Here is a 26045-nt window from a genome sequence, read left to right on the forward strand (position 1 = left end):
GCCGGTGCGGCCTGATGGGCCGGTGCCGCCTGGTGAGCCGGTGCCGCCTGATGAGACGGTGCTGACGCGTTGATTGAATGTGCATAGCATCAGTTTCCGCATGAACACGATGACGCTGTGGCACATCACCGGCTGGGAGTTCGCCGCGCTCGCTTTCGCGGCACTGCTCGTCGGCTTCTCGAAGACCGCCGTGAGCGGGGCCAACACGGTCAGCCTGGCGGTCTTCGCCGCGGTGCTGCCCGCCCGCGCCTCCACGGGCGTACTGCTCCCGGTGCTGATCGCCGGGGACGTGCTGGCCGTGCTCACCTACCGGCGGCACGCCCACTGGCCCACCCTGTGGCGGCTGTTCCCCGCGGTCGCGGGCGGAGTGGTGGCGGGCACGCTGTTCCTGATGTGGGCCGACGACGGGATCGTCCGGACCTCCATCGGCGCGATCCTGCTGATGATGGCCGGGGTGACGGTGTGGCGCCGCCGGGTCGCGGACGCCGAGCGGGACCCGGACGCGGTCGTCACCCGCGGCGGCCGGATCAAGGCCCGCTCCTACGGCGTGCTCGGCGGGTTCACCACGATGGTGGCCAACGCCGGTGGCCCGGTGATGTCGATGTACCTGCTCTCGGCGGGCTTCCGGAAGCTCGGCTTCCTGGGCACCTCGGCCTTCTTCTTCCTGATCGTCAATGTGTCGAAGGTGCCGTTCAGTGTCGGCCTCGGTCTGATCGACGGCCGCTCGCTGCTCCTCGACGCGGCGCTCGTGGGGTTCGTGGTGCCCGGTGCGTTGCTCGGCAAATGGGCTGTGAACCGGATCAACCAGCGGCTCTTCGAGCAACTCGTCATCGCGGCGACCGTCGTGGGAGGCGTCCAGCTGCTTCTGCCCTGAACCGCTACTCCCGCCCGGAGCCCCGCAGCAGCTCCGGCAGGTCGGCGAAGGAGTCGAGCACATGGTCGGGCGTGCCGCTCGCCTCCCGCAGGGTCTCCGGGAGGAACTTGCCGGTCCTGACCAGTACCCCGGTGATCCCCGCCCGCTGGGCCGCCAGTACGTCCGACTCCACGTCGTCCCCGACCATCAGCGCCTGGTCCGCGCCCGCCCCGAGCCGGGCCAGCGCCGCCTCGAAGAAGGCCGCCGACGGCTTCCCCGTCACCTCCGCCTCCACCCGCGCCGCCCGTTCCAGGCCCACCAGGAAGGCCCCGGAGTCGAGCCGCAGCCCCTCCTCCGTGCGCCAGTACAGGTTCCGGTGCATGGCGATCAGCCGTGCCCCCCGCTGCAGATGCCCGAACGCCCGATTCAGTTCCGCGTACCCGAACTCCTCCCCGGCGCCTCCGACGATGACGACGTCCGGATCCTCGTCGACGAGCGTCACCCCCTGAAGGTCCTCCGCCACCTCGCCACTGTTCAGCAGCGCGCACCGCGCCCCCGGCATCCGCTCGGCCAGATACGCGGCCGTCACCGAGGGCGCCGTCAGGATGTCCTCGGCCAACACCGGGAACCCCCCGTCCGCGAGCGTCCCGGCGATGGACGCCCGCGTCCGCGAGGTCGTGTTGGTCACCAGCGCCACCCCGAACCCGGCCTCGCGGATCTCCCGCAACGCCTGGACCGCACCGGGGAGCGGCTGCCAGGAGACGGTGAGGACACCGTCGATGTCGATGAGCACGGCACGCACGGATTCCATGCCCGGACCCTAGCGAGCCGGGTGGCTCAGGGCGCGATCCCGACCCCCGCGACACGGCTCCAGGCCCGCTCCTGCGCGCCCGTCATCGCCGGCCACGCCAGCCCGCCCGGCCGGGGCTCGACCCGGGAGGCGTAGGGAGCGGGCCGGAAGCCGGGGTCGTAGAAGCACCCGGAGGCACACCCGGCCGCGACGGACCGGGCCGTCGGCCGCACCCCCGTGCGCACCCACCGCTCCAGCGCGGCCATCGAGTTGGCGTACTCGGCGCCGCTCAGCTCGCTGTGCTCGCTCTCCCGGGTGAACGTCTGCACCAAGTACCGCTCCCGGCCCGCCCCTTGGAGGGTGGCCCGGTAGGCGGCCTCGTGCTCGACGAACGCCGTCGGGTCGTCGATCGCGTGCAGCGTGAGCACGGGGATCCGGACCTTACCGGTCAGATCACTGTCGTACGACAGGTCCCGCACGGCCGTGGGATCGGCGGCGAACCGCTCGACCCCGGCGTTGAGCGCCCGGTCGTCGTGCGAACCGGAGTACCGCACACCGTGGTTGTAGAACGGGTTACGGCCGCCCAGGCGCTCGTGCACGATGTCGCGGAACGTGAACGTGGCGAACCGCAGATGCGACTCCAGGGTGCGCTCCGGGATTCCGGTGACGGCGAGGATGTCGTCGAGGTTGCGCTGTTGCGCGGCCGTGCGGTCCTGCGGGGCGGAGGCGTGGCCCGTGCACTCCTGGAGGCGGGCGCGCAGCCCGGCGGACGTCATCGTGGAGTCGGCGCGCAGCCCCTGCCACAGCGGGTACCGGGGCTCGCTCGGGCGGGGGTGGGTGCCGCAGTAGTACTGGTAGACGACGCGGAGATCGACCCGGTAGTCGTAGCCACGCGAGCCGCCCGCCAGGACGCCGTTGGTGAGCAGCGCGCCGTCGTAGCTGCCCCGGTAGGTCTCGGCCACCTTCGCGGCGACGTTCCCGCCCCACGACTGCCCGTGCACGTACGTGCGTTCCGGTTCGCCGAACGCGCCGACGAACACCCGCCGCACGCTCTCGGTGTCCGCCGCCGCCATCCGCGTGCCGTAGCCGCCGCGCCGGTAGGAGGAACCGGCCCAGGCGTACCCCTCGTCCACCATCACCGACCAGCGGCCCAGGTCGTCGAGGCCGCGCGCGGGGTCGGAGCCCGCGCCCAGGTCGGGGCCGCCGTGGGCGTGCACCACGAGCGAGCCGTTCCAGTCGGCGGGGACGGCGAGGGCGTAGTGGGCGCCGTTCGCGTCCTGGCCGGTGTAGCAGGTGGCCTTCGTGGCGACTTGGGCCGGGCAGGCGGCCGGGACCGGTCCCGCGGCGGCCGCTCCTTCGGCGGCGGGGGCGGCGGCGGTCAGGCTTCCGACGGCCAGGACCGCCAGGCACACGGCAAGGCCGCGTCTCAGCGTGCGGGTTGTCGTCCCGTTCAAGGCACTTCTCCTCGTCTTCTTCGACGTCGGGGCGCGATGCTAGGGAGCGGCGAGGACGAGCGACACCGTCTGATCGTTTGTGTTCATAGAGTTCGCCGACCGGGGGCCCGCACGGTCCGGGCCGGTGCGCCCGTAGGCTCACCCCATGCCCCCGCACGTCCTGATCCTCGGCGGTACGACCGAGGCCCGTGAACTCGCCGCCGCGCTGACCGCGCGCCCCGGCCTGCGCGTCACCACCTCGCTCGCCGGCCGGGTGAGCAGGCCCGGAACCGTCACCGGCGACGTGCGCATCGGCGGTTTCGGCGGCGCGGAGGGGCTCGCGAACTGGCTGCGCGAGGAACGGGTGGACGCTCTGGTCGACGCCACGCATCCGTTCGCCGCCGCGATCACCGCGAACGCGGCACGCGCGGCGGCGGCCACCGGCGTCCCGGCCGTCGTGCTGCGCCGGCCCGGCTGGCGGCCGGGGCCGGAGGACCGCTGGCACTCGGTCCCCTCCCTGGACGCGGCGGCGGACCTGTTGCCGAGCCTCGGCCGCCGGGTCTTCCTGACCACGGGCCGCCTGGGCCTCGCGGCCTTCGCCCGGCTGACCGATCTGCACTTCGTCGTACGCTCCGTGGAGCCGCCCGAGCCGCCGCTGCCGCCCCGCACCGAAGTCCTGCTGGCGCGGGGCCCGTTCACGGTGGCCGACGAGAGGGCCCTTCTCGAGGCCCACTGTGTCGACGTCCTGGTGACGAAGGACAGCGGGGGAGCGGCGACGGCCGCGAAACTGACGGCGGCGCGGGAGCTCGCGCTGCCGGTGGTGGTCGTACGGCGTCCGGAGCTGCCGTCCGGTGTGGTGGCGGTGCCGGACGTGGCCGCCGTACTGGCGCGGCTCGGGCTCAGCCCTGGATGACCGAGGCCCGCATCCGGTCGATGACGCGCAGCACCTCGGCGCGGTTCTTGGCGCTCTTGATCCAGGCGGGGAGCCTGCCGACGCAGGTCATCTTCCGGCCGTGCTCGTACCAGGGGGCCCGCTCCCGCAGGTCCGCCGCGACGAACCGCCGGATCAGGTCGAGGTGTTCGAGGCTGTACGCCCACAGCTCGCCGTGCCGGGTCGCGCCCCGCAGCCACAGCGTGGGCCAGGTGCCCTGGGCGACGGGACCGCACATTCCGCAGGAACGGCAGATCACCCGGGCCCGCTCGAAGTGCGCGATCCGGTCGCAGCGAGGGCAGTGGACCAGCACCGAGTCACGGAAGGCCTGGTCGGTCGTGCCGGGATCGTGGAAGCGGGCCGGGGCGGGGGACATGGCCTGAGCATGACGGCAGCCGGTGCCGCGGGGCAATCCGGTTTCAGCGGGCCGCAGGGACCTACGACCGGGCGTTCACTGTGCCGTGGCCGGCTCCGCCTGCCGGGGTCGGGACGACGGCAGGCCGGTGGTGAGGTCCTCCACCAGGAGCCGCTTGGCGATCGTGTCCACGGCGGCCCGCAGCGCCGTACCGGAGGGGCGGCCGATGTCCTGTTCCACCCGGTCCATGAGCCAGGCGCCCCAGGACTCGGTGATGACCGCCGCCTCGCGGGCGCCCGCCCGGGTGTGCGCGAGCAGGGAGCCGGTGCGCGTCAGATACCCCTCGTCGACCATCCGGTCGAAGACCGGCAGCAGCACCTCCGGCGGCACATGGCGGCGGGCGGCGATCAGCCCGAGGCTGGCGTGCCCGACCACCCGGGTGAGCAGCTCCACCTGCATCACGGCCCAGGCTCCGGCCACGTCGAGCCGGGTGTCGGAGCCCTGCACCAGGCGCCGGGCGGTGTCCAGGTCCGTACTGCCGATGATCTTCGCGACGGAGGCCTCCAGGACCGCCTGCGAGTCGGCGCCGCGCGGCTGGGCGAACCCCTCGCCCATGTCCGTCGATCCCATCCGGGCGCTGTCGCGCAGTTCGACCTGCTTGAGGAAGAGCGCGACGACGAAGCCCAGGGCCGCGACCGGCACACACCACAGGAACACGGTCTGGAGCGTGTCCGCGTAGGCGTCGACGATCGGGGCGGCCACCTCCGGGGGCAGCCCGTGCACGCCCTCGGGACTGGTCGCGGCCTGGGCGACGACCGCCGGATCCGTGCCGGGGAGCGTGGCGGCCTCGGCGACACCTTCCCTCAGGTTGGGGGCGAGGCTGTTGGTGTAGATGGTGCCGAAGACGGCTGTGCCGAAGGAACTGCCCAGCGTGCGGAAGAAGGTGACGCCCGAGGTGGCGGTGCCGAGATCGGCGTACTCGACGGTGTTCTGCACGGCGATCGTCAGCACCTGCATGCACAGGCCGATGCCGGTGCCGAGCACGAACATGTACAGCGACTCCAGCCAGGCACCGGTCGACGGCCCCATGAGGGACATCAGATACAGGCCGACGCCCATCACCAGGGAGCCGACGATCGGGAACAGCCGGTACGTGCCGGTCTTGCTGACCACGTTGCCGCTGAACACCGACGCGATCAGCAGGCCGATCACCATCGGCAGCGTGCGCACGCCGGAGACCGTGGCCGAGTCGCCGTCGACGTACTGGAGATAACTCGGCAGATAGGTCAGCGCGCCGAGCATCGCGAAGCCGACGATGAAGCTGAGGATCGAGCAGACGGTGAAGACCGGATTGGCGAACAGCCGCATGGGCAGCATCGGTTCGGCCGCGCGGGTCTCCACCCAGCAGAACGCGCCGAGGGCGAGCAGCCCGCCCACGAACAGGCCGATGATGACGCCCGAGCCCCACGCGTACTCGTTGCCGCCCCAGCTCGTCGCGAGGATCAGCGCGCCGGCGCCGATCGCGACGAAGGCGATGCCCAGGTAGTCGATGATCGGCCGGGCGGCCGACTTGACGACGGGGATGGTGCGGGCGGCGGCGAAGACGACGACGATCGCGATGGGGACGTTGACGTAGAACGCCCAGCGCCAGGACAGATGGTCGGTGAACAGCCCGCCCAGCAGCGGTCCGATGACGGTGGCCACCCCGAACACGGCCCCGATGGCGCCCTGGTACTTGCCGCGCTCGCGCAGCGGGATCACATCGGCGATCAGGGCCATCGAGGTGACCATCAGACCGCCCGCGCCGACGCCCTGCATCGCCCGCCACACGATCAGCAGCGTCATGTTGTCGGCCAGGCCGCACAGGAACGAGCCCGTGATGAACACGATCGCCGAGACCTGGAAGACCACCTTGCGGCCGAACATGTCACCGAACTTGCCGACCAGGACGGTCGCCACGGTCTCGGCGAGCAGATACGACGTCACCACCCACGACATGTGCGCGGCACCGCCGAGGTCCGACACGATCGTCGGCAGGGCGGTGCCGACGATCGTCTGGTCCAGGGCGGCCAGCAGCATGCCGAGCATGATCGTCACGAAGACGATGTTGCGGCGGCGCACGTCCAGCACGGGGGGTTCGGCGGCGGGCGGCCGCGCGGTTTCCTCGGCGACTGTCACGAGGACACGATCACACCGGGGCACCGGCCGCGCATGCGGGGCCGTCCGCCCGGGTGCGTCAGCTGTTCTCCGGGTTGCGGCGCAGCAGATACGTGTCCATGATCCAGCCCTTGCGCTCCCGGGCCTCGGCCCGCAGCCGCTCGATCCGCGGGGCGGCCTCGGCGATCGGTCCGGAGTCGAGGATCTCGTCCGGGGTGCCTATGTAGGCGCCCCAGTAGATGTCGATGTCCTGGTCGGCATACTGCCGGAAGGTCTGGTGCGCGTCGAGCATCACGACCACGTCGTCCACGCCCTCCGGGAATCCCTCGGCGAGCCGCCGCCCGGTGGTGATCTGCACGGGCCGCGCGACCCGGTTGAGCCCCGTGCGGTGCCGGGCGACGAGCGCGGAGACACTGCTGATGCCGGGCACGACGTCGTACGCGAAGGCCACCCGCCCCCGCTCCAGCACCTCCTGGAGGATCGCGAGCGTGCTGTCGTACAGCGCCGGATCGCCCCAGACCAGGAAGGCGCCGGTGGTGTCCTCCGCCAGTTCCTCGGCGATCATCCGCTCGTAGATGTCGGCGCGGGCGCTGCGCCAGTCGCCGACCGCGGGGGAGTAGGCGGAGCCGCCGGCCGCGCGGTCCCGCTCCGGGTCGCGCGCCTCGACCACGCGGTACGAGCCCTCGGGCACATGTGCGTCGAGCATGTCCCGGCGCAGCTGGGTGAGGTCCGACTTCACCTCGCCCTTGTCCAGGACGAAGAACACGTCCGTGTCCCGCAGCGCCCTGACCGCCTGGAGGGTCAGCTGGTCGGGGTCGCCCGCGCCGATACCGATGACATGAATCTTTCGCACGCCCCGAGTCTGCCGCACGCCACTGACAGCGCCGACACCAGGCCCTGCCGGACCCGGGCGGCCCTAGGGCACGGCACGCAGCCTGGGCGCGCACTCGGCCGCGTCGACCGGAGCGGCCGTCGTCTCCACGGTCGCGGCCAGCTCACGGGCCCAGGCGATCACCCCGGGCAGTTCGATCCCGTACGGCCGTTGGGTCCCCGACGCCGTTTCCCACTCCTCCACCGCGCCGGCCCCGCGCCGGAGCAGCCGCGGGCCGCCGGTGACATTCCCGCGCGCCGAGTGCGTCAGCCCCACGGCGATCTGCGCCAGCCCCTTCCACAGCCCGCGCTCCTCTTCCGGGCCGGACTTCCAGGCGTCCTCGAACACCTCGTGCGCGTGGAAGGGCTTGCCCGCGTCCAGCAGCTCCTGTGCCTCGGCGACGGACTGCTCGGGGGTGCGGACGACGCCCTCCGGCTGGCGGGCGACGCCGTCGGCGCCGTACGGCAGCGGCCGCCCGAGCCCGTCCCGGGGCCGTGCGTTGCGCGCCCGCCCCTCGTTGTCCCGGTCCCGTGCCCCGGCCGCTTCGCTCGACGATGTGCTGCCCATACGCCCGATTGTGCCGCGCCCGGCGCCCCCTTCGAAGGCGCCCCCGCTGTGGGGTAAAGTGCTGTTCGCGCGATCACGCATCTCACCGTGCGTGAGCGCACCGGGACGTGGCGCAGCTTGGTAGCGCACTTGACTGGGGGTCAAGGGGTCGCAGGTTCAAATCCTGTCGTCCCGACGGTGCGGAGGGTCTTCGCGGGCGGAAGCTCGTGGGGGCCCTTTTCGTATGCCCTCGTATGGGCGTGTTTCGTCCTGGGTACGCGGAGCGCGCGGCGCACAAATGGGGTGACGATCATGACGCTGTTCCGTGATCGGGGGCATGCGGGGCGGGAGCTGGCCCGGGAGCTGCGGGGCCGGGACGTGGAGCATCCCGTCGTCCTGGCACTTCCCCGGGGCGGGGTGACCGTGGCCCAGGAGGTGGCCCGCGCCCTGGACGCCCCCCTCGACGTGCTGGTCGCCCGCAAGATCGGCGCGCCCTTCCAGGAGGAGCTGGGGGTCGGCGCGATCTGCGGTGACGACCCTCCGGTCTTCGACGACTGGACCCTCGGGCGGCTCGGCCTCAGCCGGGAGCAACTGGCACCCGTCGTCGCCCGGGAGCGTGCCGAGCTGCATCGGCGCGAGGAGCTCTACCGGCACGGCCGACCCGCCCTCGACCTGCACGGACGTACCGTCATCGTGGTCGACGACGGACTCGCCACGGGAGCCACGGCCCGGGCTGCCCTGCGCTGGATCCGCGGCCGTACGCCCCGGCGGGTACTGCTGGCCGTGCCGGTCGGCTCGCCCGAGGGCCTGGAACTGATGAGCCGGGAGGCCGACGAGGTGATCTGTCCGCACCGGCCGGTCGACTTCATGGCCGTGGGCCTCTGGTACGACGACTTCGACCAGCTCACGGACGCCGATGTGCTGGCCGCGCTGCGGACGGACGCCGGGGGCTGACGAGCGCGGTGATGGTAGAAGCGGACCATGACCTCTTCCTCGGGGCCCGCGGGGCCCTCTGTGCCCCCTGCGCCCTCGTCCGTGCCCGGCGTCGACGCTCCCGACCGCCGCGGCCGTACCGGACTCGACCGGACCGGCCTGGACCTGACCGGTAACCCGCGCGTGAAGGTGCGGAACGTCGAACTGCTCTCCAGCCACTGGTACGTCGAGCGGACCACGACCTTCGACTTCCGGCACGCCGACGGCACCTGGTCCACGCAGGAGCGCGAGACCCACGACCGCGGCAACGGCGCCACCATGCTCCTGTACGACGCCGACCGCGAAACCGTGCTGCTCACCCGCCAGTTCAGGTTCCCGGTGTACGTCAACGGCCACCCCGACGGCATGCTCGTGGAGACCCCCGGCGGACTCCTCGACGACGATGACGAGCACCCCGAGATCGCCGTGCGCCGCGAGGTGGTGGAGGAGACCGGCCACACCATCGGGGCCGTACAGCATGTGTTCGACGTCTACATGAGCCCCGGCTCGGTCACCGAACGGGTGAGCTTCTACGCGGCCCAGTACGGTCCCGCCACCCGGACCCACGAGGGCGGCGGCCTGGACGAGGAGGGCGAGGACATCGAGATCCTCGAACTGCCGTTCAGCAGGGCCCTGGAGATGATCAGGACCGGGGAGATCGCCGACGCCAAGACGATCATGCTGCTCCAATGGGCGGCTCTGGAGGGGCCGTTCGCCAAGTAGCCCGGCCGGCGCTTGACTTGAAGTGCGCTTCAAGCTGAAGACTCCCTCTCGTTCGCCACGGACGCTCGTCCGCCACGGACGCTCGTCCGCCACCGACGGGAGGGGACCCCATGAAGTACCGCACCATCGGCACCGACCCGCTGCACCGCCGCGAGGTCAGCGTCCTCGCGCTCGGCGCGATGCTGTTCGGCTCCTACACCGACGAGGAGACCTCCTTCGCCGTGCTCGACCGCTATGCCGAGGCCGGCGGCACCTTCATCGACACGTCCGACAACTACGCCTTCTGGGCGGACGGCGGCCAGGGCGGCCAGAGCGAGGAACTGCTCGGCCGGTGGCGGCGCAGCCGGGGCGTCGGCGACGAGATCGTCATCGCCACCAAGCTCGGCGCCCGGCCCCTGGCCCCGGGCACCGGCTTCGTCGACAACCCCGAGGGCCTGTCGGCGAAGGTGATCCGGGAGGCCGCCGAGCGCAGCCGGGAGCGGCTCGGCGTCGAGAAGATCGATCTGCTCTACGCCCACATCGAGGACCACCGGGTGCCCCTGGAGGAGACCGTCGAGGGGTTCGCCGAAGTGGTGGCCGAGGGCACGGTCGGCCTGCTGGGCGTCAGCAACCACGCCGTGTGGCGGGTGGAGCGGGCCCGCGCCCTGGCCGCGGCGGCGGGACTGCCCGGCTATCAGGTGCTGCAGTACCAGCACAGCCATCTGCGGCCCCGATTCGACGTGCCGAGCGAGCTCTTCCCGGACGGCAGCCTCGGCCACGCGGGCGCCGAACTCCTCGGCTACCTGCGCGCCGAGCCCGACCTCACCCTGGTCGCCTACTCGCCGCTGCTCGCGGGTGCCTACACCCGGCAGGACAAGCCGCTGCCGCAGGACTACGACCACCCGGGCACCCCGGCCCGGCTGAAGGTGCTGAGGGAGGTGGCCCGGGAGGCCGACGCGACCGTCAACCAGGTGGTGCTGGCCTGGCAGATCGGCGGGGAGCTGCCGGTGATCCCGCTCGCCGGGGCGTCGTCGGTGGCGCAGCTGGAGGAGAACCTGGCGGCGGTGGACCTGGAGCTGACGCCGGAGCAGCGGACCCGGCTGGACGCCGCCCACTGAGCGGAGGGCGCCCGTGGGGGAGCAGGACCGTGAGTGGAGGTGCCCGAGGGGAAACAGGGCCGTGGCAGGGGGCCTGCGGAAAGCAGGGCTGTGCGAGGGGTCCGAGGGGGAGTAGGGCCGTGAGTGCGGGCGCCCGCGGGTAGCAGGGCCGTGCGGAGGCGTCCGTGGAGGCGCCCGCGGGAACCGGGGCCGCAGTAGGCTCCGAACTGGAGCCGAAGGAGAGTGGATCATGTCCGTGTTCCCCACCGAGCGGTCCGTCCGTACCACCCCCGAAGGCCTGCTGTGGGAGCCCTGCGAGCGCTGGGTGCGCGGGATGAAGGGCGAGGTCACCGTCGTCGACAGCCGGCACCCCGTCCTCGTCTGGGAACCCGAGGGGATCCCCGTCCCGCGCTACGCCTTCCCGCGCGAGGAGGTCCGCACCGACCTCCTGCGCCCGGCGGAGAACCCCCCGACGGGCACCCACACCGGCTCGACGGTCTTCTACGACCTCGAAGTCGACGGAGCGCGGGTGGCGAACGCCGCCTGGACGTTCCCGGCGGCCGATCTCGCCGGGCACATCGCCTTCGAGTGGTTCCTGCGCCCGCACAGCGGCCTGGACCACTGGTACGAGGAGGAAGAGGAGATCTTCGTCCACCCGCGCGACCCGCACAAACGGGTCGACGCGGTGCGCAGCAGCCGGCATGTGCAGGTGGAGATCGGCGGCACGGTGGTCGCGGACACACGGCGCCCGGTGCTGCTCTTCGAGACGGGCCTGCCGACCCGGTACTACGTCCCCGCCGAGGACGTCCGCCTCGACCTGTTCGAGGAGACCCGGCACCGCACGTCCTGCCCGTACAAGGGCACCGCCCGGTACTGGACCTTCGCGGGCGGTGCCGACGTCCCGCGCAACATCGTCTGGAGCTACCCGGAACCGCTGCCGGCGGTCGGCGCCATCGAGGGCCTTCTGGCGTTCTTCAACGAGGCCGTCGACCTCGTCGTGGACGACGAACGCCTGGAGCGCCCGCACACCCTCTTCAGCGAGTCGCTCAGGAAGTGAACCGGTCGAGGAGGGCGTCGAGGCCCGCGGTGAGTCCCTCCGGGCCGCCCCGCTCGGCGAGCCCGGGGGCGGCCTCGCGCAGGCGGGGCAGCTCCTGGGACGGCATCCGGTGCAGCCCCAGCCGGAACGCGGGATCCGGCTCGTCGGGGTTGTCGACCATCTCCCGCAGCTCCACGGCCACATAGCCGAGCAGCCAGGCGGTGTAGGCGCGGAACACGGCGGCGGCGCGTGCCTCGTCCAGCCCCGCGTCGCGGAGCAGCGCCAGCACCCGCTCATGCTCCTTGAGCACGGCCAGCGGGCGGCGGGCCAGCGGTACGGCCAGCATCCGGGTGGACAGCAGCGGCACCGCCTGCGGATGGGCGAGACAGACGTCGTACGTCGCCCGCGCGATGGTCCGCAGGCCCTCCCGCCAGTCGGTCGGCGGGACCGTGTCGCTCAGCCGCCGCTCCAGCTCCAGGTAGAGCGCCTCCACCAGGCCGTCGAGCAGGGCGTCCTTGCTGGCGGCGTACCGGTACAGGGCCATCGCCTCCACGCCGAGTTCACTGCCGAGCCGCCGCATGCTCAGCGCAGAAAGCCCCTCCCGGTCCACCAGCTCCAGCGCACTGGAGAGCACCCGCTCCCGGCTCAGGCGTCCGTAGCGGCCGCGGTCACTGGCGCGCCTGCCGGGCGTGGGCCTGCTGTCCTTCGCCATGTTCGCGACCTCGGTCTCTGGGGAGCGACGGCGTGCATGTACGGAGGAAGCGTACAGAGTATTCCTGATGTCGTCAGGCCTGGCCGCGGCTGCTCATTTGAAGGGTCAAAGAAGGGTGTGTATCTGAAGTCATCGCCCTTCTCGTCCTTCATTTCCGCACCTGGCCCCGGGTGGGGGCTAGCGGATTTCCGTGCCGCGGAGGGCAGGACTTCCGGGGGTGAGCGGCAAGAAATTCAGGATCATTTTGGATTCCGGCGAGGAGTTCGACAGTCGAGCCGTGGTCCTGGCCGTGGGAATTGCGCGTTTCGCCGAGGTGCCGTCCGTGCTGGCCCACTTGGTGGACGCCGGACTGGTCTTCTGCTGCGGACCGTTCTCGGTCCCTACGGCGCGTGGGGGCTGCGGGACCGGATCGACGGGCGCGTTCCGGTGCGGTGCGGCGTCCGCCTCGACTCCGCGAAAGCCGACAACGGCGGCGGAGTACGGACCTCGACCGTTTGGACGTGCTGAGCCCGGAGCTGCGTCGCAGGATCGTAAAGAACGCTGGTGCTCCCCGGCTCTCCGGTGATGTCGAGTCCTCGGTCCCGGGCCTGTTCTTCAGCGGACTGTCCGCGGCTCCCACCTTCGGACCCCTCCTGCGGTTCATCTCCGGGGCCGGATTCGCCTCCCGGCAAATCAGCCGCGCGCTTGACGCGCTGGCTTGGTGAGCAGTGGCCTGGTGAGGCGTCGGCCGACCGTGCCACCGAAGCGGACCGACTCGGCGACCGCGGGCCAAGGGTCGTCCCAGCTCAGCCAGGCACGCTCGGTCCCGCGGCGGGGCAGCACAGCGGGGGGGACGCGGCGTTCCTGCCAGGCGTCGACGGTGGCCGACAGAAAGTCCAGCTGACCCACGACGAACGTACGGCCGTAGGTCTGCTCCACTCCGGGAATCCGCTGTCCCGTCAGGTCCAGGTACATCGCCCGGACCACATCGACGCCCTGCCCGGACTCGAAGAGCCGGAACTGTGCCCCGATGCGGGGGTTGAAGTCGACCAGCTTGTACAGGCCGTCCCGCCGGTCGAAGCGCCAGTCCAGATCGGCCACGCCGCTGTACCCGATCCGTCGGCAGAGTCCGGCGGCCAGCCGGGCGAGCCGGGGGTTCGGCTGCGCCCACGCCCTGGTGGTCGCTCCGCTGTGCGCGGGCCAGGACCGGACCTTGTACCCCGTGAAAACGGCCAGGGGTGTGCCGCCGGATCCGCAGTAGAGATGGGTGATCCAGTCCTCGGCCTCAGTGGGCGGGATGTATTCCTGCATCAGTACCGAGGGCGTGATGCGTGACCCGATGAGGGCGAGCAGTTCCTCCTCGTCGCGCACCACGGTGGTGTGGGTCACGACGGGGGAGCGCACCCTGGTGTAGGCCTCCAGGTTCTTCAGCACCAGCGGATAGCCCAAGTCGCTCGCGTAGGCGAGGAGTTGTGCGCGGTCGACAGGGGCGTGGGCCCGCGGTGTGGGTACGTGGTGCTCGGTGCAGACGCGGCGCAGGCCCTCCTTGCTCGCCAGCGTGCGGGGCAGGGCGGCCGGGACCGGGGGCAGCATGAACCACTCGGCGAGCCGTTCCGCGTGCTCCGCCAGAAGGACGGCGGACTCGTCGTCGGTCGGCACGGCGACGGACCGGCGGCCGATCGCCCGGCCGAGCCGAAGGAGTGCTGAGATGAGGATCCGGGGGTCCTCCAGACCCGTTGTCGGCAGGACGAACCGGCCGGCGAGATGGCGGGACACGGCGCAGGGGGTGTACCGGTCCTCGACCATGGCGTACACGGGAACACCCGCCCTGCCCAGGCTCCGCAGCGCGCCGAGGCAGCCGTGGTTCTGCGGGGAGTGGCCCACCTTCACGAGCAGCGCTGGCACATCGTGCTTCATGGCGGCCTCGGTCCTCTCAGTACGCTCCGGTCCCGCGGAAGACCGCGCCCGGAGTGCGGGCCAGGATGCGCAGATCCAGCCCTGTCGACCAGTTCTCGACATAGCTCAGGTCGAGGCGCACCCGCTCCTCCAGCGGAAGCTCGGATCGTCCGCTCACCTGCCACAGTCCGCTCAGGCCGGGCTTGACCAGCAGGCGGAGCCTTCTGATGTCCTCGGGCAGCGCGAACGTCTCGTCCGGTGGCAGCGGCCGTGGGCCGACGAGGGACATCTGACCCGCCACCACGTTCAGCAGCTGGGGGAGTTCATCCAGCGACCAGTGGCGGAGAAACCTTCCCACCCGGGTGATCCGGGGATCGTCGACGACCTTGAACAGGGCGCCGTCGCCGTACTGGTTGAGCGCGGAGAGTTCGGCCTTGCGCCGTTCGGCGTCCCGATGCATGGTCCGGAACTTCAGCACCGTGAACTCGTGGCCGCGCAACCCGATCCGACAGTGCCGGAACAGTGCGGGCCCGGGGCTGTCGAGCCGTATCAGGAGGGCGACGACCAGCATCAGCGGGGCGAGGAGGACGAGACCGGCGGCGGCGAGCACCCGGTCCGACAGTTCCTTGGGGACGCGGGGGAGCCGGGAGAGGGTGGGCGCGTGCAGCTCCATCAGCGGGAGCCCCGCGACCGGTGTCACGGCCAGCCGGGCGGCCGCCACGTCGGCCAGTACCGGCGCGAGCAGGAGCTCCACCCGCTCGGCCTGGAGCTGCCAGGAGAGCCCGCGCAGCTCATCGGCCTCCAGCCCGGGGCCCGGCAGCGCGATCACCGCGTCGCAGCCGCTCCGTCGTACCGCTTCGGCCGTGTCGTCCACGCCGCCGTACGAGGCCACCCCGTCGGGCACGACATGGTCGGCGTGGGCGGGGTCGGTCAGGCAGACGCCGACGATCTCGAGTCCGCAGTCGCCGTTCCGGCGCACCAGGGAGATCAGGTCGGCGGCCGAGGAGGCGGGTCCGACCACCACCGCCCGCTCGAGGTTTCGTCCGTGGTGCCATGCCGCGCGCATGCGTAGTTGCCGCGCCTGGCGCAGCAGGAGCGTCGCCGCGACGGTGGGGGGCAGTGCGAAGAGTGTGTCGTGCAGCGGTCCGGCCTCGGGCGCGAACCACCAGGCCGCGCTCGCCGCCACGGCGAGCAGTCCCGCGGCGCTCAGCACCCGGCGGAATACGTGCGTTCCGGCGCGTAGGCAGTGCTGCTCGTAAGCCCCTTGCACCGCGAGGCAGAGGACCCACGCGGCGGGCAGCAGGGCGGGGACGAGCCACCGGTCGTACAGGAGCAGCACGGTGACGGAGGCCGTGAGGGCGGCGATCACGTCCGTCGTCATGAACGGGATCGTCGGCACATGGCTCCCGCTCGGCCGGTGCGGTGTGCCGGGTGCGGCTCGTCGCAGTCGCTGCGGCGGGTCGCCTCGGGCTGCCCTGAGCGTGGTCATCGGGAAGCGCCCCTTGGAAAGTTGGTGCCCGAATCTGTACATTTACGTTGTAAACATACATGTTCTCTCCGAGTGGCGGTCCTGGTCAAGGGGGCCGAGAGTGTACGTGTACGGCGTAGATCAGACGCTCGCTCCCAGGGAGGCCGCTGAGATGACGACGACGCCGAGCAGCCGGTGCGTCCTGCACGTTGCGCAATCGAGCGAGGGGGGTGTCGCCACCGTCGTCGTCGGCCTCATCCGTGGGCAGAGTGCCTGGGGCGACCGCGTTGTCGTCGCATGTCAGCCGGACAGCCCGCTGGCCGCGCACGCCGCGCGGGCCGGTGCCGAGGTCCTTGCGTGGGAGGCCCGCCGCGCGCCGGGCCCTTGGCTGCTCCGGGAGATGGACACGCTCCGGCGCATGGTGGCCACGGTCCGCCCCGATGTCGTACATCTGCACAGCTCAAAAGCAGGGCTGGCCGGACGCATCGCCGTGCGGGGGCAACTGCCGACCGTGTTCCAGCCCCACGCATGGGCCTTCGATGCCGTGACCGGCCCGCTGCGCGCGGCCACGGTCCGGTGGGAGAGAGCCGGGGCGCGCTGGACGCACCGGTTGGTGTGCGTGAGCGAGGGGGAACGCGCGCGGGGCAGGGCCGCGGGAGTCATGGCTCCGTACGTGGTCGTCCCCAACGGGGTGGACCTCGAGCACTTCGACGACCCGGGCGGCACAACCCGTGTGGCGGCCAGACGCCGCCTGGGCGTGGCCCTTTCCGTGCCGCTCGCGGTGTGCGTCGGACGACTGTGCAGGCAGAAAGGCCAGGACGTACTGCTCAGCAGCTGGGGAGCAGTCGTCGACCGCATCCCCGACGCGCGACTCGCCCTGGTCGGTGACGGACCGGACCAGGGCTCGCTGGAGGAGCGGACCTCCGCCGCAGGGGCCTCCGCGCGAGTGGCCTTCGCGGGCGCGGTGGAGGATCCCCGGGACTGGTACCTCGCGGCGGATCTCGTCGTGCTGCCTTCGCGGTGGGAAGGGATGGCGCTCGCACCCCTGGAGGCCATGGCGACGAGCCGGCCGGTGGTGGTGACCGACGTGGCGGGGGCCCGCGAAGCACTTCCGCCGGACCATGCCGCGCGCTCGGTCGTACCGCCGGACGATCCGCGAGCACTTTCCGACGCGGTCGCCGCTCTGCTGTCTGACCGTGCGGCCTGTGCGGCTCTGGGCCGTGACGCCCGCCGGCACGTGCGCCGACACCACGACATGAACAGGGTCGTCGAGCGCATGCGCACGGTGTACGACTCGGCCTGCGGCCTCTGGGACATGCGCACCCCGCGCTTGCCGCGCCGCTCAGCGCGCGGGACGGGAGTCGGCGTCTGAAGGCCCCGGCAGACCCTCGGCAGGTCGCGGCCGACTCAGGGCCGCCGCTCCGTCCGCCGTAGCGTCAGCCCGTGGACCGCCCCCGCCGCCTTGGTGAGATCGCGTGCCGCCGTGACCAGGGGGATGAAGGGCAGGGCGGACCAGTGCCTCCCGCGCACGGCACGCGCCAACGGCAGTGACAGGTAGGTCAGGGCCGCAGCAGCGGTGAGGACGCGGGCACGGGGGCCGTGCCGTACCGCGGCCGGGGCGGCGAGGTAGGCGACCGCTCTCAGGAGATCGCGGCCCAGCAGGCGAGCGTCGGCCAACTGCCCGTTGCCCTGGCCGTACCGGTAGTACATCACCGCGGTCCTGCGCATCGTGGGCCGCTGCGCCCATTCCACCTCGGCCGACGTGACCAGCACGGCGCGACGGCCTGCCGCGATGACGGCCCGGGCGAAGGCCAAGTCCTCGGCCGTCCTGAGGTGTTCGGCGAATCCGTCGGCGTCCTGCCACGCCGCGCGGGTGAAAGCCATCGAACGGCCGCTGGGCGTCGAGGCGTCGAATGCCCGGCCGAGGAGTCGCGTGTACACGCGCGTCCAGGGCCCAGGACGCAGGACTTCCTCCGGTACCGGGTACCCCACCAGCGCCATGGCCTCGGCCGCCGCGCCGTCGCTGCTCACTCGGTACGCGCCGGTGAGCAGATCGGCGGGGTGCGGCTCGGCCCAGGCCGCACGCAACCGGGCCAGCCAGTCCGGAGCAGGGACGCAGCCCGCGTCGGTGCAGGCGATGAGAGGGTTGCGGACCGCGCGGACGCCCGCGTTGCGCGTCGCGGGTAGACCTTGATGCGGGCGTCTGATGACACGCACCCTGGCGTCAGCGGCCGCCAGGGCGATGGCTCGATCCGCGGTGTCGTCGGTCGAGCCGTCGTCCACCACCACGATCTCGTCACCGTCCACGGTGAGTTGCGGCAGCAGCAGTTCCAGAAGCCGGTCGACATCCTCCCCCTCGTTCCAGAAGCAGGTCATGACCGAGACCGGGGCCGTCCCTGCCAGCCCGGCGCCGGACAGCCGTGCGGCCTCGGAGAGCGCCTGTGCCAACAGGCCCGCGCACGCCTCGGGGCCGGGACGAGGGGGCGGGGACTGCGCGGCGCTGCCCGCCTTCGCTCGGCCGCCCGACCTCGCGAGCCGGTGCAACGCCGCCGCGAACTGCGCCGGTTCCTCGGGCGGCACCGTGATCACGACCCCGCCTGTCCGATGGGCACCCGGATCCCGGACCGTAGTGATCACCGGAACGCCGCAGGCCATCGCCTCTTCGGCGACCGGTCCGGGACCGGCCGACTCCGGCGCTTTGCCGTGCGGCTTCCCCGGCAGTACGGCGAAGGCGTCGGCGGCGGAAAGGAGGCGCCCCATGTCGGGTACAGGACCGGCGAAGTCCACCTGGCCGGCGGCGCCCAGGCTGTTCGTCAGTGCCACCAGCCGCTCTCGCTCGTCAGGTCCGGCCGTGCCGGAGGGACCGAGCACGGCCAGCCTCCACCCCGACAGGCCGGGCTCGGCGAGAGCCGCGACGGCGTCGTCCAGGCCACCGCTGCCGCCCGTGTCCGCAGCGGTGAGCAGGAGCAGTTCGTCCTCGCCGAGCCTTACGCCGTGCCGGACCAGCTCCGCGCGCGCTGCCTCGGGGGGCAGTGCGGCACGACCGGAGGCGGGCACGGGCACCAGTGTGGCATTGGGATGCCTCGAGGCATCGAGCAGATCGTGATCCGTCGCCACACAGCCGTCCGTCATCGCCCCCAGCATCGTCATGACAGGTCCGTCGAGCACGTGGTCGTGCTTGACCCACACGCACCGAACCCCGGCGAGCCAAGCCGCCGGAGCGGCGATCAACGCCGCCCGGACCCCGTGGGCGAGAAGTACGTCGGGGCGGTTCGCGCGGAGGTGGCGTGCCAGCCACAGGGCCGTGCCGCCCAGGGCCGCGACGGAAACGTCGGACGCACGCACGTAGCTCGGTATCCCGCGATGAGTGAACTCGTCCCGCAGCGGTCCGTCCGAGGGCAGCACCGCCTCGACCGACAACCGGTTCGTGGCATCCAGCAGGCCGAGCAGCCAGGTCTCGGCCGCACCGACGCCGCCGGTGGCCGCCACCACGGTGACGCGCAACTGATCCGTCATGGGAAATCACTCTCATCCATCGTTTCCTCGGGCGTGATCACGTCCTGTCGGCCCGGCCGACGAGGGAGTGCAGGGCCGGACGCAGCCCGGGGACGCGTCCGGACATGCGCCGGAGAGCCGTGTAGCCCGGCCGGGTCTTCAGGCGGAAGGTGGTGTCGGTGTCGACGGGGTTGACATCGACACGGGGCACGGCGAACCGGCCGGCCTTCTCGTGGATGCTGAACGCGACGTCGAAGCCCGCATCGGCGACGGCGGTGCGCGCGGTGGCGTCATGCTCCCCGTACGGGTACGCGAACGCGCGTGGCCGACGGCCCGTGAGATCGGCCAGTGCCCGGGCGGCGTCCGTGACGTTGCGGTTCAGCGTCACGGCGTCGGCGCCCGCCAGATGGCTGTGGTCCCACCCGTGGCTTTCCACGTCCAGCCCCGCCTCGGCCATCTCCCGCACACCGTCCGCGTCCACGAGGGGCTCGTCCGGCATGTCGGCCATCCAGCGGGACCTGTCGCCGAGCAGTCCGCTGAGCACGAAGACGGTGGCGGGCACGCCCAGCTCCCGCAACACGGGCAGCCCTTCATCCAGGAACGACCGGTATCCGTCGTCGAAGGTCAGCAGCACGCTGTGCCTCGGGGCATCACCCCGCAGGTACGCCGCGAGCGACAGGAATGTCCAGCCCCGGTTCAGCAGCATGCCGAGCTGTCTGCGCAGACGCTCCGGCGGAACGAACAGATTGTGGGGATCGTTCCGTGCACCGCGCGTGCCGACCGCGTGATACATCAGTACCAGTACGCCGCTCATCGGGCCTCCTTGGCGGTTCGCCGGTCGAAGTGCCGGACGCCGAATGCCACCCAGCCGCCGACCAGCACGGCCGCGATGAACGCGACGGCGAGCAACAGTGCGCGGGAGGGCGTGTGTTCGGCGGCGTCCGGATCGGCGGGAGCGGTCACCTCACCCGAGATCAGCGTGTCGTCGGCGGTCGCGCGGGCGACGGAGGAGGCGATCGCGTTTGCGGCCTGGGCGCCTTGCGCGGCGTTACCGTTCTCCACCTCGATGTCGACGTTGGCGGTGCCCTGTTGCACCGTCACCGAGAGTTGGTCCCGCAGCTCACCGCTCGTCATCGAGCTGCGATCGGCCGCGTAGTCCAGCGTCGTGGTCGCCCCCGCCGTCACCGCGTACTTGGTGGCGGCCAACTGCACCACTTCCGCGCTGATGTTGGGCTGCGAGCGTGGTGCGAAGGAGACGGTACTGGTCACCGCATAGCGAGTCGGCTGCACTCCGATCACGATGATGCCGATGACGAGCACGACCAGCCCGGCGAGCAGACCGGCCACGAGCGGGCGCTTGGACGGCGCCAGGGCTGCCAGTGTCTTCTGCTTCATGTTCGGCCACCTTCGGGATCAACAGCGTCGGACATGGTCGACCGGGTGCTGGCACATGCTGCGAGCAGGCCGATGAGCAGCCATGTCATCGTGCCCAGTACAGGGTTGCGCAGGGAGTAGTCGACAATCCCCTGGGCGGTGACGGCCGCCAGCGCCGCTGCCGCCGCGGCCGAGACACCGACGTACGCCGGCTGCGGCGCGGGGGACGTGGGACCGCCTTGGTCGCTCGAGGAATCCGCCACGGCGGCACGGTTGCGCAGCGCTTCCCGGGCACCGACCCCGATCGTGGTGACGAGGGCCGCGACGCCCAGGGCCCCCTGTTCCGCGCCGACGGTGAGGTACAGGACGTGGGCGTGATCGACCTGGCGCGCATCCGTGAACTGAGCCACCCCCCGCGCGGCCGCGGCCTGATAGGCGGCGGGGCCGCTGCCCAGCAGCGGGCTCCGGCTCATCTGCTCGACGGCCCCGGCCCAGGCCGCCGGCCGCTCGTCGTAAGGGCTGCGCTCGCCGGTGAAGATCGAGGAGAGGCGGTCGGCGAACACGGACGAGCCCGACGTCGCGGGGATGACAGCCACGAACGCCATCACCGCCACGCCCACCGTCGCCAGACAGATCAGCAGGGGCCGGCGCGCCCCGCGCAGCAGGGCTGTCAGAACGGCCAGACCGGCGGCGCAACCGATCCAGGCACCGCGGGAGAGGCTGAGCACGAGGGCCACCAGCGCCAGAGCCGAGGCGACCGCGCACACCACGCTCAGCGCGGTGCGCCGGCGGAGCCACATGACGATGGCCATGGCCAGGCTGAAGCACAGCATCATCGCCGCGCACAGACCGAGTTCGTTGGGCTGTGCGAAGGTTCCCACGGGCCGGTTGTCGACCAGGGTCGCGTCGTAGCGGGCCTCCAGATTCGGAATCGAGACCAGGACGGCGCCGCACAGCCCCGCCCCACCGAGGACGAGACCCAGCGCCGCCACCAGCAGGTCGGAACGCCGCTCCATGGCCGCGACCACGGCTGCGGCCAGCGCCAGGCCGACCACGTAGTTCACGCTCTGCGTCAACGAGTTGCTCAGGTCGAAGCTGGTGAGCGAGGACAGGATCGCGGACACCACGAGAAGCACTGAGGCCGCGAGCAGCGGGCTCCAGCCGATGCGGCGCCCCCGGCCGCTGATCCGGGCCGCGAGCACGATCATGCCGGTGAAGGCGGCGAGGGCCTGCACGAGGTTCATGGCCATGGGCAACGCGACGCCCCCGGCCGGGAGGAGCACGGCGAAGGCGGCCACGGCCAGTACCGGTCGACGAACGGCGGCGACCGCCAGCAAGCACAGCATCGGTATGCCGAACAACAGGCCGAGGCCGAGCGGGACGCTCCGTACACAGACCCAGATGCCCACGGCCGCGTACACGACCGCGCCCGCGATGCCGACGACCCTGTGCCGCTCCAGCGCCACCGCTCCGATCATCAGGCCCCGCCTCCCTCGGAGGTGTCCGGCCGCTGGTCCCTCCCGACGCGGACCACCTGATGGCGGAGCGCACCCCCGACACGCGCCGTCGTGAGCGCGCCGACGGCCGCGGGGACGGCGACCGCCGTCGCCCGGCGGCCCCGGCGGACCGCTCTGGCCACCGGCAGAGAAAGGTAGGCGCAGGCCCCGGCGACCGCCGCCGCCCGGGCGCCCCGATGCGTTCGCGCCATCACCAGGACGCCCGCACACCCGACGGCCCGGAGGACCCCACCGGCCGACTGCCCGCGGCCGGCCGGCAACCCCGGCTCCGCACGCTGCCGGAATGCCCGGCCGACCGCCTCGGTCCATGGCGTCGGCACCTCCTGGTCCACCTCGGCATCGCCGACCACGAGGACGGCCTTCCCCGGAGTCGGCACCTCCTTGCCGACCACGAGGACCGCATGGTCCGGCGTCAGCGCCTCCCTGCCGCCATCGGCATCGCCGACCACGGTCAGGTGGCGACGGGCCTCGGCGCCCGTCCCTCCGAGGCGCCCGTCCGTGTCCGGCGCGGGCCGCTCGAGGGGGCCGTCGACGTCCGGCCGGCTCCGGCAAGCAAAGGCCGGCGGATTGCCGGACCCTTCGGGCGCGCTGAGTCCCGGGCCGAAGATCAGCCGGTGCACCCGGGTCCACGGTCCCGGACCGCGCCGGACCTCTTCGGGGAGCGGACGCGTCATGGCCACGGCATCCGCGAACACCCCGCGTCCTGTCACCCGGCAGGCCCCGACCAGCACCTCGGCCTGCTCCGACTCGCGTGCCGCCGCACGCATCCGGTCCAGCCAGTGGGGCGCCGGCACGCAGTCGTCGTCGATGCAGGCGACCAGGGCGTTGACCGACGCCCGCATCCCCGCGTTCCGCGCCGCGACGGCACTCGCGCGTGGGCGGGCCAGCGAACGGATCCGAGGGTCCTGGGATGCCTGCTCGAGGACGCGGCGCGCGGTGTCGTCGGTCGAGCCGCGATCCACCACCACCAATTCGTCGCCGTCCACGGTGAGCCGGGCCAGGAGCGTCGAGATGATTTCATCGACCGCCTCGCCCCGGTTCAGCAGCGTGACCACGACCGACGCCGGGGCTGTTCCCTCCAGACCGGCGCCGGGCAGGCGGGCGGCCCGGGACAGAGTCCGGGCGAGGAGGCGGGCGCACTCCCGCGGACCGGGGTTGGCGGCGGTCCTGCGGAGCCCGGCCCGGCCCATGGCGGCCCGGGCCTTCGGATCCACGAGGCGGCCCAGGGCATCGGCCACCTCGGCCGGGGCGGCGGGCGGCACCGCGATCCCGCCCGGAGGCGCCGGCGCGGGGCCCGCCACCCGGTCGGCGACCGAACCAGGCCCGGTGGTGATCACCGGTACGCCGTTGAGCATGGCCTCGATCGCGGTCCCGCCGAACGCCTCCTGCCCCGGCCCTGTACCGTCGGGCTTGGTGAGGACGGCGACGCAGTCGGCCGCCGGGATGACACGCCAGGCGTCCTCGATCCAGCCGGCGAAATCCACCCGGTCCGCCACGCCGAGTTCCTCGGCCAGCCGGGTCAGCCGCCCCCGCTCAGCCGGATCGCTCGGATCGTCGGGGCCGACCACCGCGAGCCGCCATCGCTCACCGCCGGGCCGCGCCAGTGCCGTGACCGCGTCGTCCACGCCCTTGTAGGAGACGAGCCGGCCGACAGTGAGCAGCAGACGATCATCGTCGGCGAGTCTCGCCCCGCGCCGGACCAACTCCTCCCGGGCCGCCGCTCGGGACAGCGCCGTCCCGCTCGGCGCGGGGACCGGCACGAGCGCGGGCCGGGGGTGCCGGGAGGCGGCGATCAGGCCGGGCTCAGTGCCGATGCAGGTGTCGGTGACGGTCGCCAGAGCCCGGGTCAGGAGGCCGTCGAAGGAGTGGTCGTGCTTGGCCCAGACGCAGGGCACGCCGCAGAGCCAGGCGGCCGGCGCGGCGACCGCGGCCGCCTTGACGCCGTTGGCGAGAACCACGTCGGGTCTCGCCCCGCGCAGGCGCTGGAACAGCCATGCGGCGGTGCCGGCGATGGCGGCGGCGGAGCGGCCCGTCGGACGGATGACGACCGGGATGTCCCGGCGGGCGAACTCCTCCCGCAGCGGTCCGTCGGCCAGCAGGACGGCGTTCACGTCGAGTCGGTCGGTGACGTCGAGGAGGGAGAGCAGCCAGAGCTCGGCGCCTCCGACGACCCCGTAGGGCGCCACGACGGTGACCCGCAACGGAGAGCTCATGCGATCCTCCCGCGTCGGAGCATTCTGCGCAGGACCTGTATCTGATGGGGATCGACCCAGTGGGTGACGAGCACCCAGGCCGGTACGTACAGGACCGTGGCGGCGATCAGGGCCGGTACGAAGGGCCAGGGCGCCAGCAGCGGTCCCGCGGCGACGACGGACGCCACGGTGGCGGGCAGCAGAGCCCGCGGCAGCCTGGGCGTTCCTGCCCGGCTCCGCCCCAGCAGGATCAGGGCGGCCGCGTAGACCCCGTACGAAAGGGAGGTGGTGAACGCGGCCGCGAGCCCCCCGTAGCTCGGGATGAGGGCGAGATTGAGACCCAGGTTGACCACCAGCGCGATCAGGGAACCGGTGAGGGCGCGCAGGGTCGGCCCCGCCGCGACGATGGCGTACGAGGCCAGATAGGACATGCCGTACAGCAGCGGGGCGGGAGCCAGCCAGGCCAGCATGGCGGTTCCGTCGTCGGCGAACTGGTGGCCGTACAGGATGTCCAGAACGGTGTGCCCCCGGCACCACAGCAGCACCATGTACGGCAGGAAGACCGCCGCCATCATGCTGATGCCCTGCTCGCTGTACCGCTGCACCCGGTCGGGTGCGGGGGTGCTCGCCATCAGGGGGAAGATGGTCCGGGCCGCCACGAAGCTGACGAACAGCGTGGTTTCGAGCAGTCGGTAGACGGCGGCGTAGATGCCGACCTCGCTGGTCCCCGCGAACCAGCCGATCATCAGGGTGTCGATGCGGAAGAGCACGATCAGCACCAGGGAAGCGACGCCGATCACCCAGGTTCCGCGGTTCAGATCCGCCAGACCGGCCCGCGAGACACTTCTCCAGTCGGGCCCATAGCCGGTACGCCGCAGCAGCACCGCGGCCGTCACCGGTCCGAAGAGGGTGCCGGCGAAGAAGGCAACAGCCAGCCCGGTGAGCCCGGTGCCGGCGAACAGTGCCAGCAGCGCCACCCCGGCGGTCAGCAGCCGCTGCACCAGGTGGACGACGGCCATCATGCTCTGCCGCTGCAGCGCGGCGGTGGCGGAGCGGTAGGCCTCCGTGTACGTGTCCATCAGGACGGCGGCGACGATGAGCAGTCCCACCGCGGTCTCGTTGCCACCGGTCAGCGAGGTGAGCCCCGAGACTCCCCCGACGATCGCGAAGACCAGGACGGCGAGGAGTGTTCGCATGACCAGCAGTTCGGCGAGCAGTTCCCGTAGCCTCGACCGCTCGGCGCTGGCTCGCTGGATGACCGTGATGTCGTAGCCCCACAGCGGTATCACGGCGACGAGCGTGCCGATCGCGAGCGCGTAGGAGAAGGCACCGAAGTCGGCCACGCCCAGCAGGCGCGCGGCGCCCACGGTGAGGATCAGCATGGACAGCTTGCCGATGATCTCGGCGACGCCGAGCACCAGCGCGGTGCGGGCCGTGCGGACCGGTCTGTCCTGCACTAGCCCCTGGCCGGGAGGCCGCTGGCGCCGGCCGGTCCATCGTGGCCTGCGGTGCGCGTCGCCGCGGGAACTCATGAGGCCCAGGCCTGACGGCGGGCCGGGTGCGGCGGGGAACCCCGGGGCGAGGCAGGCCACGGGTGCACAGCACAGTGGCGTCCCCATCCGCGCGAAAGCGGCAGGGCCGCAGCGGTTCCACTGAAGATGGTCCGCCA

General features: G+C 72.2%; 22 protein-coding genes and 1 tRNA gene. 8 read left to right on the forward strand and 15 right to left on the reverse strand.

Annotated elements, in window-relative coordinates; translation table 11 throughout:
* Nucleotides 1-100: 100 nt before the first annotated feature.
* A complete protein-coding gene (locus tag AC068Z_RS16775) occupies nt 101-874 on the forward strand; it encodes a sulfite exporter TauE/SafE family protein (RefSeq protein ID WP_478555800.1) in 774 nt (257 codons plus the stop codon).
* 4 nt (nt 875-878) lie between these two features.
* Here AC068Z_RS16775 and AC068Z_RS16780 read toward each other — a convergent pair whose 3' ends face one another.
* Nucleotides 879-1664 (reverse strand): TIGR01458 family HAD-type hydrolase, encoded by a 786-nt coding sequence (locus AC068Z_RS16780; RefSeq protein WP_478555802.1) that lies wholly within the window; start codon nt 1662-1664, stop codon nt 879-881.
* Between the two features lie 26 nt (nt 1665-1690).
* Nucleotides 1691-3097, reverse strand: a complete 1407-nt coding sequence (locus AC068Z_RS16785; protein WP_478555804.1) for a DUF6351 family protein — start codon at nt 3095-3097, stop codon at nt 1691-1693.
* Between the two features lie 145 nt (nt 3098-3242).
* Here AC068Z_RS16785 and AC068Z_RS16790 point away from each other — a divergent pair, with 145 nt between their 5' ends.
* The gene (locus AC068Z_RS16790) at nt 3243-3989 is read left to right on the forward strand and encodes a cobalt-precorrin-6A reductase (protein ID WP_478555806.1); all 747 of its coding nucleotides are present in this window, start codon (nt 3243-3245) and stop codon (nt 3987-3989) included.
* On the opposite strand, the gene AC068Z_RS16795 is transcribed toward AC068Z_RS16790, so the two are convergent.
* The 4 genes from AC068Z_RS16795 to AC068Z_RS16810 form a co-directional block, all read right to left on the reverse strand.
* On the reverse strand, nt 3976-4383 hold the full coding sequence (locus tag AC068Z_RS16795; RefSeq protein WP_478555808.1) for a hypothetical protein: 408 nt from the start codon (nt 4381-4383) through the stop codon (nt 3976-3978). The two genes, AC068Z_RS16790 and AC068Z_RS16795, sit on opposite strands and share 14 nt — an antisense overlap.
* A gap of 75 nt (nt 4384-4458) precedes the next feature.
* On the reverse strand, nt 4459-6540 hold the full coding sequence (locus AC068Z_RS16800; protein WP_478555810.1) for an MDR family MFS transporter: 2082 nt from the start codon (nt 6538-6540) through the stop codon (nt 4459-4461).
* Nucleotides 6541-6598: 58 nt separating this feature from the next.
* On the reverse strand, nt 6599-7372 hold the full coding sequence (cobF, locus tag AC068Z_RS16805; protein WP_478555812.1) for a precorrin-6A synthase (deacetylating): 774 nt from the start codon (nt 7370-7372) through the stop codon (nt 6599-6601).
* Between the two features lie 63 nt (nt 7373-7435).
* Nucleotides 7436-7957 carry a DUF309 domain-containing protein gene (locus AC068Z_RS16810; RefSeq protein WP_478555814.1) on the reverse strand — a complete coding sequence of 174 codons (522 nt, stop codon included), beginning with the start codon at nt 7955-7957 and terminating at the stop codon, nt 7436-7438.
* Nucleotides 7958-8058: 101 nt separating this feature from the next.
* On the opposite strand from AC068Z_RS16810, the gene AC068Z_RS16815 reads away from it, so the two are divergent.
* The 5 genes from AC068Z_RS16815 to AC068Z_RS16835 all read left to right on the forward strand — a co-directional run bounded on the left by AC068Z_RS16815 (nt 8059) and on the right by AC068Z_RS16835 (nt 11764).
* Nucleotides 8059-8132 (forward strand) — tRNA-Pro (locus tag AC068Z_RS16815).
* A gap of 116 nt (nt 8133-8248) precedes the next feature.
* The gene (locus AC068Z_RS16820) at nt 8249-8890 is read left to right on the forward strand and encodes a phosphoribosyltransferase (RefSeq protein WP_478555816.1); all 642 of its coding nucleotides are present in this window, start codon (nt 8249-8251) and stop codon (nt 8888-8890) included.
* A 27-nt stretch (nt 8891-8917) separates the two neighbouring features.
* Nucleotides 8918-9631 carry an NUDIX domain-containing protein gene (locus AC068Z_RS16825; protein WP_478555818.1) on the forward strand — a complete coding sequence of 238 codons (714 nt, stop codon included), beginning with the start codon at nt 8918-8920 and terminating at the stop codon, nt 9629-9631.
* A 110-nt stretch (nt 9632-9741) separates the two neighbouring features.
* Nucleotides 9742-10728, forward strand: coding sequence for an aldo/keto reductase (locus tag AC068Z_RS16830; RefSeq protein ID WP_478555820.1), 987 nt, complete (start codon nt 9742-9744; stop codon nt 10726-10728).
* Between the two features lie 229 nt (nt 10729-10957).
* On the forward strand, nt 10958-11764 hold the full coding sequence (locus AC068Z_RS16835) for a DUF427 domain-containing protein (protein WP_478555822.1): 807 nt from the start codon (nt 10958-10960) through the stop codon (nt 11762-11764).
* Here AC068Z_RS16835 and AC068Z_RS16840 read toward each other — a convergent pair.
* The 3 genes from AC068Z_RS16840 to AC068Z_RS16850 all read right to left on the reverse strand — a co-directional run bounded on the left by AC068Z_RS16840 (nt 11754) and on the right by AC068Z_RS16850 (nt 15711).
* Nucleotides 11754-12455: a TetR/AcrR family transcriptional regulator gene (locus tag AC068Z_RS16840; RefSeq protein WP_478555824.1), complete on the reverse strand. Its 702-nt coding sequence runs from the start codon at nt 12453-12455 to the stop codon at nt 11754-11756. The genes AC068Z_RS16835 and AC068Z_RS16840 overlap by 11 nt on opposite strands.
* Nucleotides 12456-13127: 672 nt before the next feature.
* Nucleotides 13128-14351 carry a carboxylate--amine ligase gene (locus AC068Z_RS16845; protein WP_478555826.1) on the reverse strand — a complete coding sequence of 408 codons (1224 nt, stop codon included), beginning with the start codon at nt 14349-14351 and terminating at the stop codon, nt 13128-13130.
* Between the two features lie 16 nt (nt 14352-14367).
* Nucleotides 14368-15711, reverse strand: a complete 1344-nt coding sequence (locus AC068Z_RS16850) for a sugar transferase (RefSeq protein WP_478555828.1) — start codon at nt 15709-15711, stop codon at nt 14368-14370.
* A 259-nt stretch (nt 15712-15970) separates the two neighbouring features.
* Between AC068Z_RS16850 and AC068Z_RS16855 the strand changes: the two genes are divergently transcribed.
* Nucleotides 15971-17170 (forward strand): glycosyltransferase, encoded by a 1200-nt coding sequence (locus tag AC068Z_RS16855; protein WP_478555830.1) that lies wholly within the window; start codon nt 15971-15973, stop codon nt 17168-17170.
* A 35-nt stretch (nt 17171-17205) separates the two neighbouring features.
* Here the strand turns inward: AC068Z_RS16855 and AC068Z_RS16860 are convergent, their stop codons facing one another.
* Genes AC068Z_RS16860 through AC068Z_RS16885 form a run of 6 tightly spaced genes read right to left on the reverse strand, consistent with a single transcriptional unit; the run spans nt 17206 to nt 25833 of the window.
* The gene (locus AC068Z_RS16860) at nt 17206-19314 is read right to left on the reverse strand and encodes a glycosyltransferase (protein ID WP_478555832.1); all 2109 of its coding nucleotides are present in this window, start codon (nt 19312-19314) and stop codon (nt 17206-17208) included.
* A 37-nt stretch (nt 19315-19351) separates the two neighbouring features.
* A complete protein-coding gene (locus AC068Z_RS16865; protein ID WP_478555834.1) occupies nt 19352-20107 on the reverse strand; it encodes a polysaccharide deacetylase family protein in 756 nt (251 codons plus the stop codon).
* A complete protein-coding gene (locus tag AC068Z_RS16870) occupies nt 20104-20688 on the reverse strand; it encodes a YveK family protein (protein WP_478555836.1) in 585 nt (194 codons plus the stop codon). Before AC068Z_RS16870 ends, AC068Z_RS16865 begins: the two co-directional genes overlap by 4 nt.
* Entirely contained in the window at nt 20685-22145 is a 1461-nt protein-coding gene (locus AC068Z_RS16875; RefSeq protein ID WP_478555838.1) for an O-antigen ligase family protein, read from the reverse strand. The genes AC068Z_RS16870 and AC068Z_RS16875 overlap by 4 nt, the downstream gene beginning before the upstream one ends.
* Complete coding sequence (locus AC068Z_RS16880; protein ID WP_478555840.1) at nt 22145-24397, reverse strand: glycosyltransferase; 2253 nt, start codon at nt 24395-24397, stop codon at nt 22145-22147. The genes AC068Z_RS16875 and AC068Z_RS16880 overlap by 1 nt, the downstream gene beginning before the upstream one ends.
* Entirely contained in the window at nt 24394-25833 is a 1440-nt protein-coding gene (locus AC068Z_RS16885) for a flippase (protein ID WP_478555842.1), read from the reverse strand. Before AC068Z_RS16885 ends, AC068Z_RS16880 begins: the two co-directional genes overlap by 4 nt.
* Nucleotides 25834-26045: the final 212 nt, after the last annotated feature.

Source organism: Streptomyces sp. NPDC043726 (assembly GCF_056436565.1).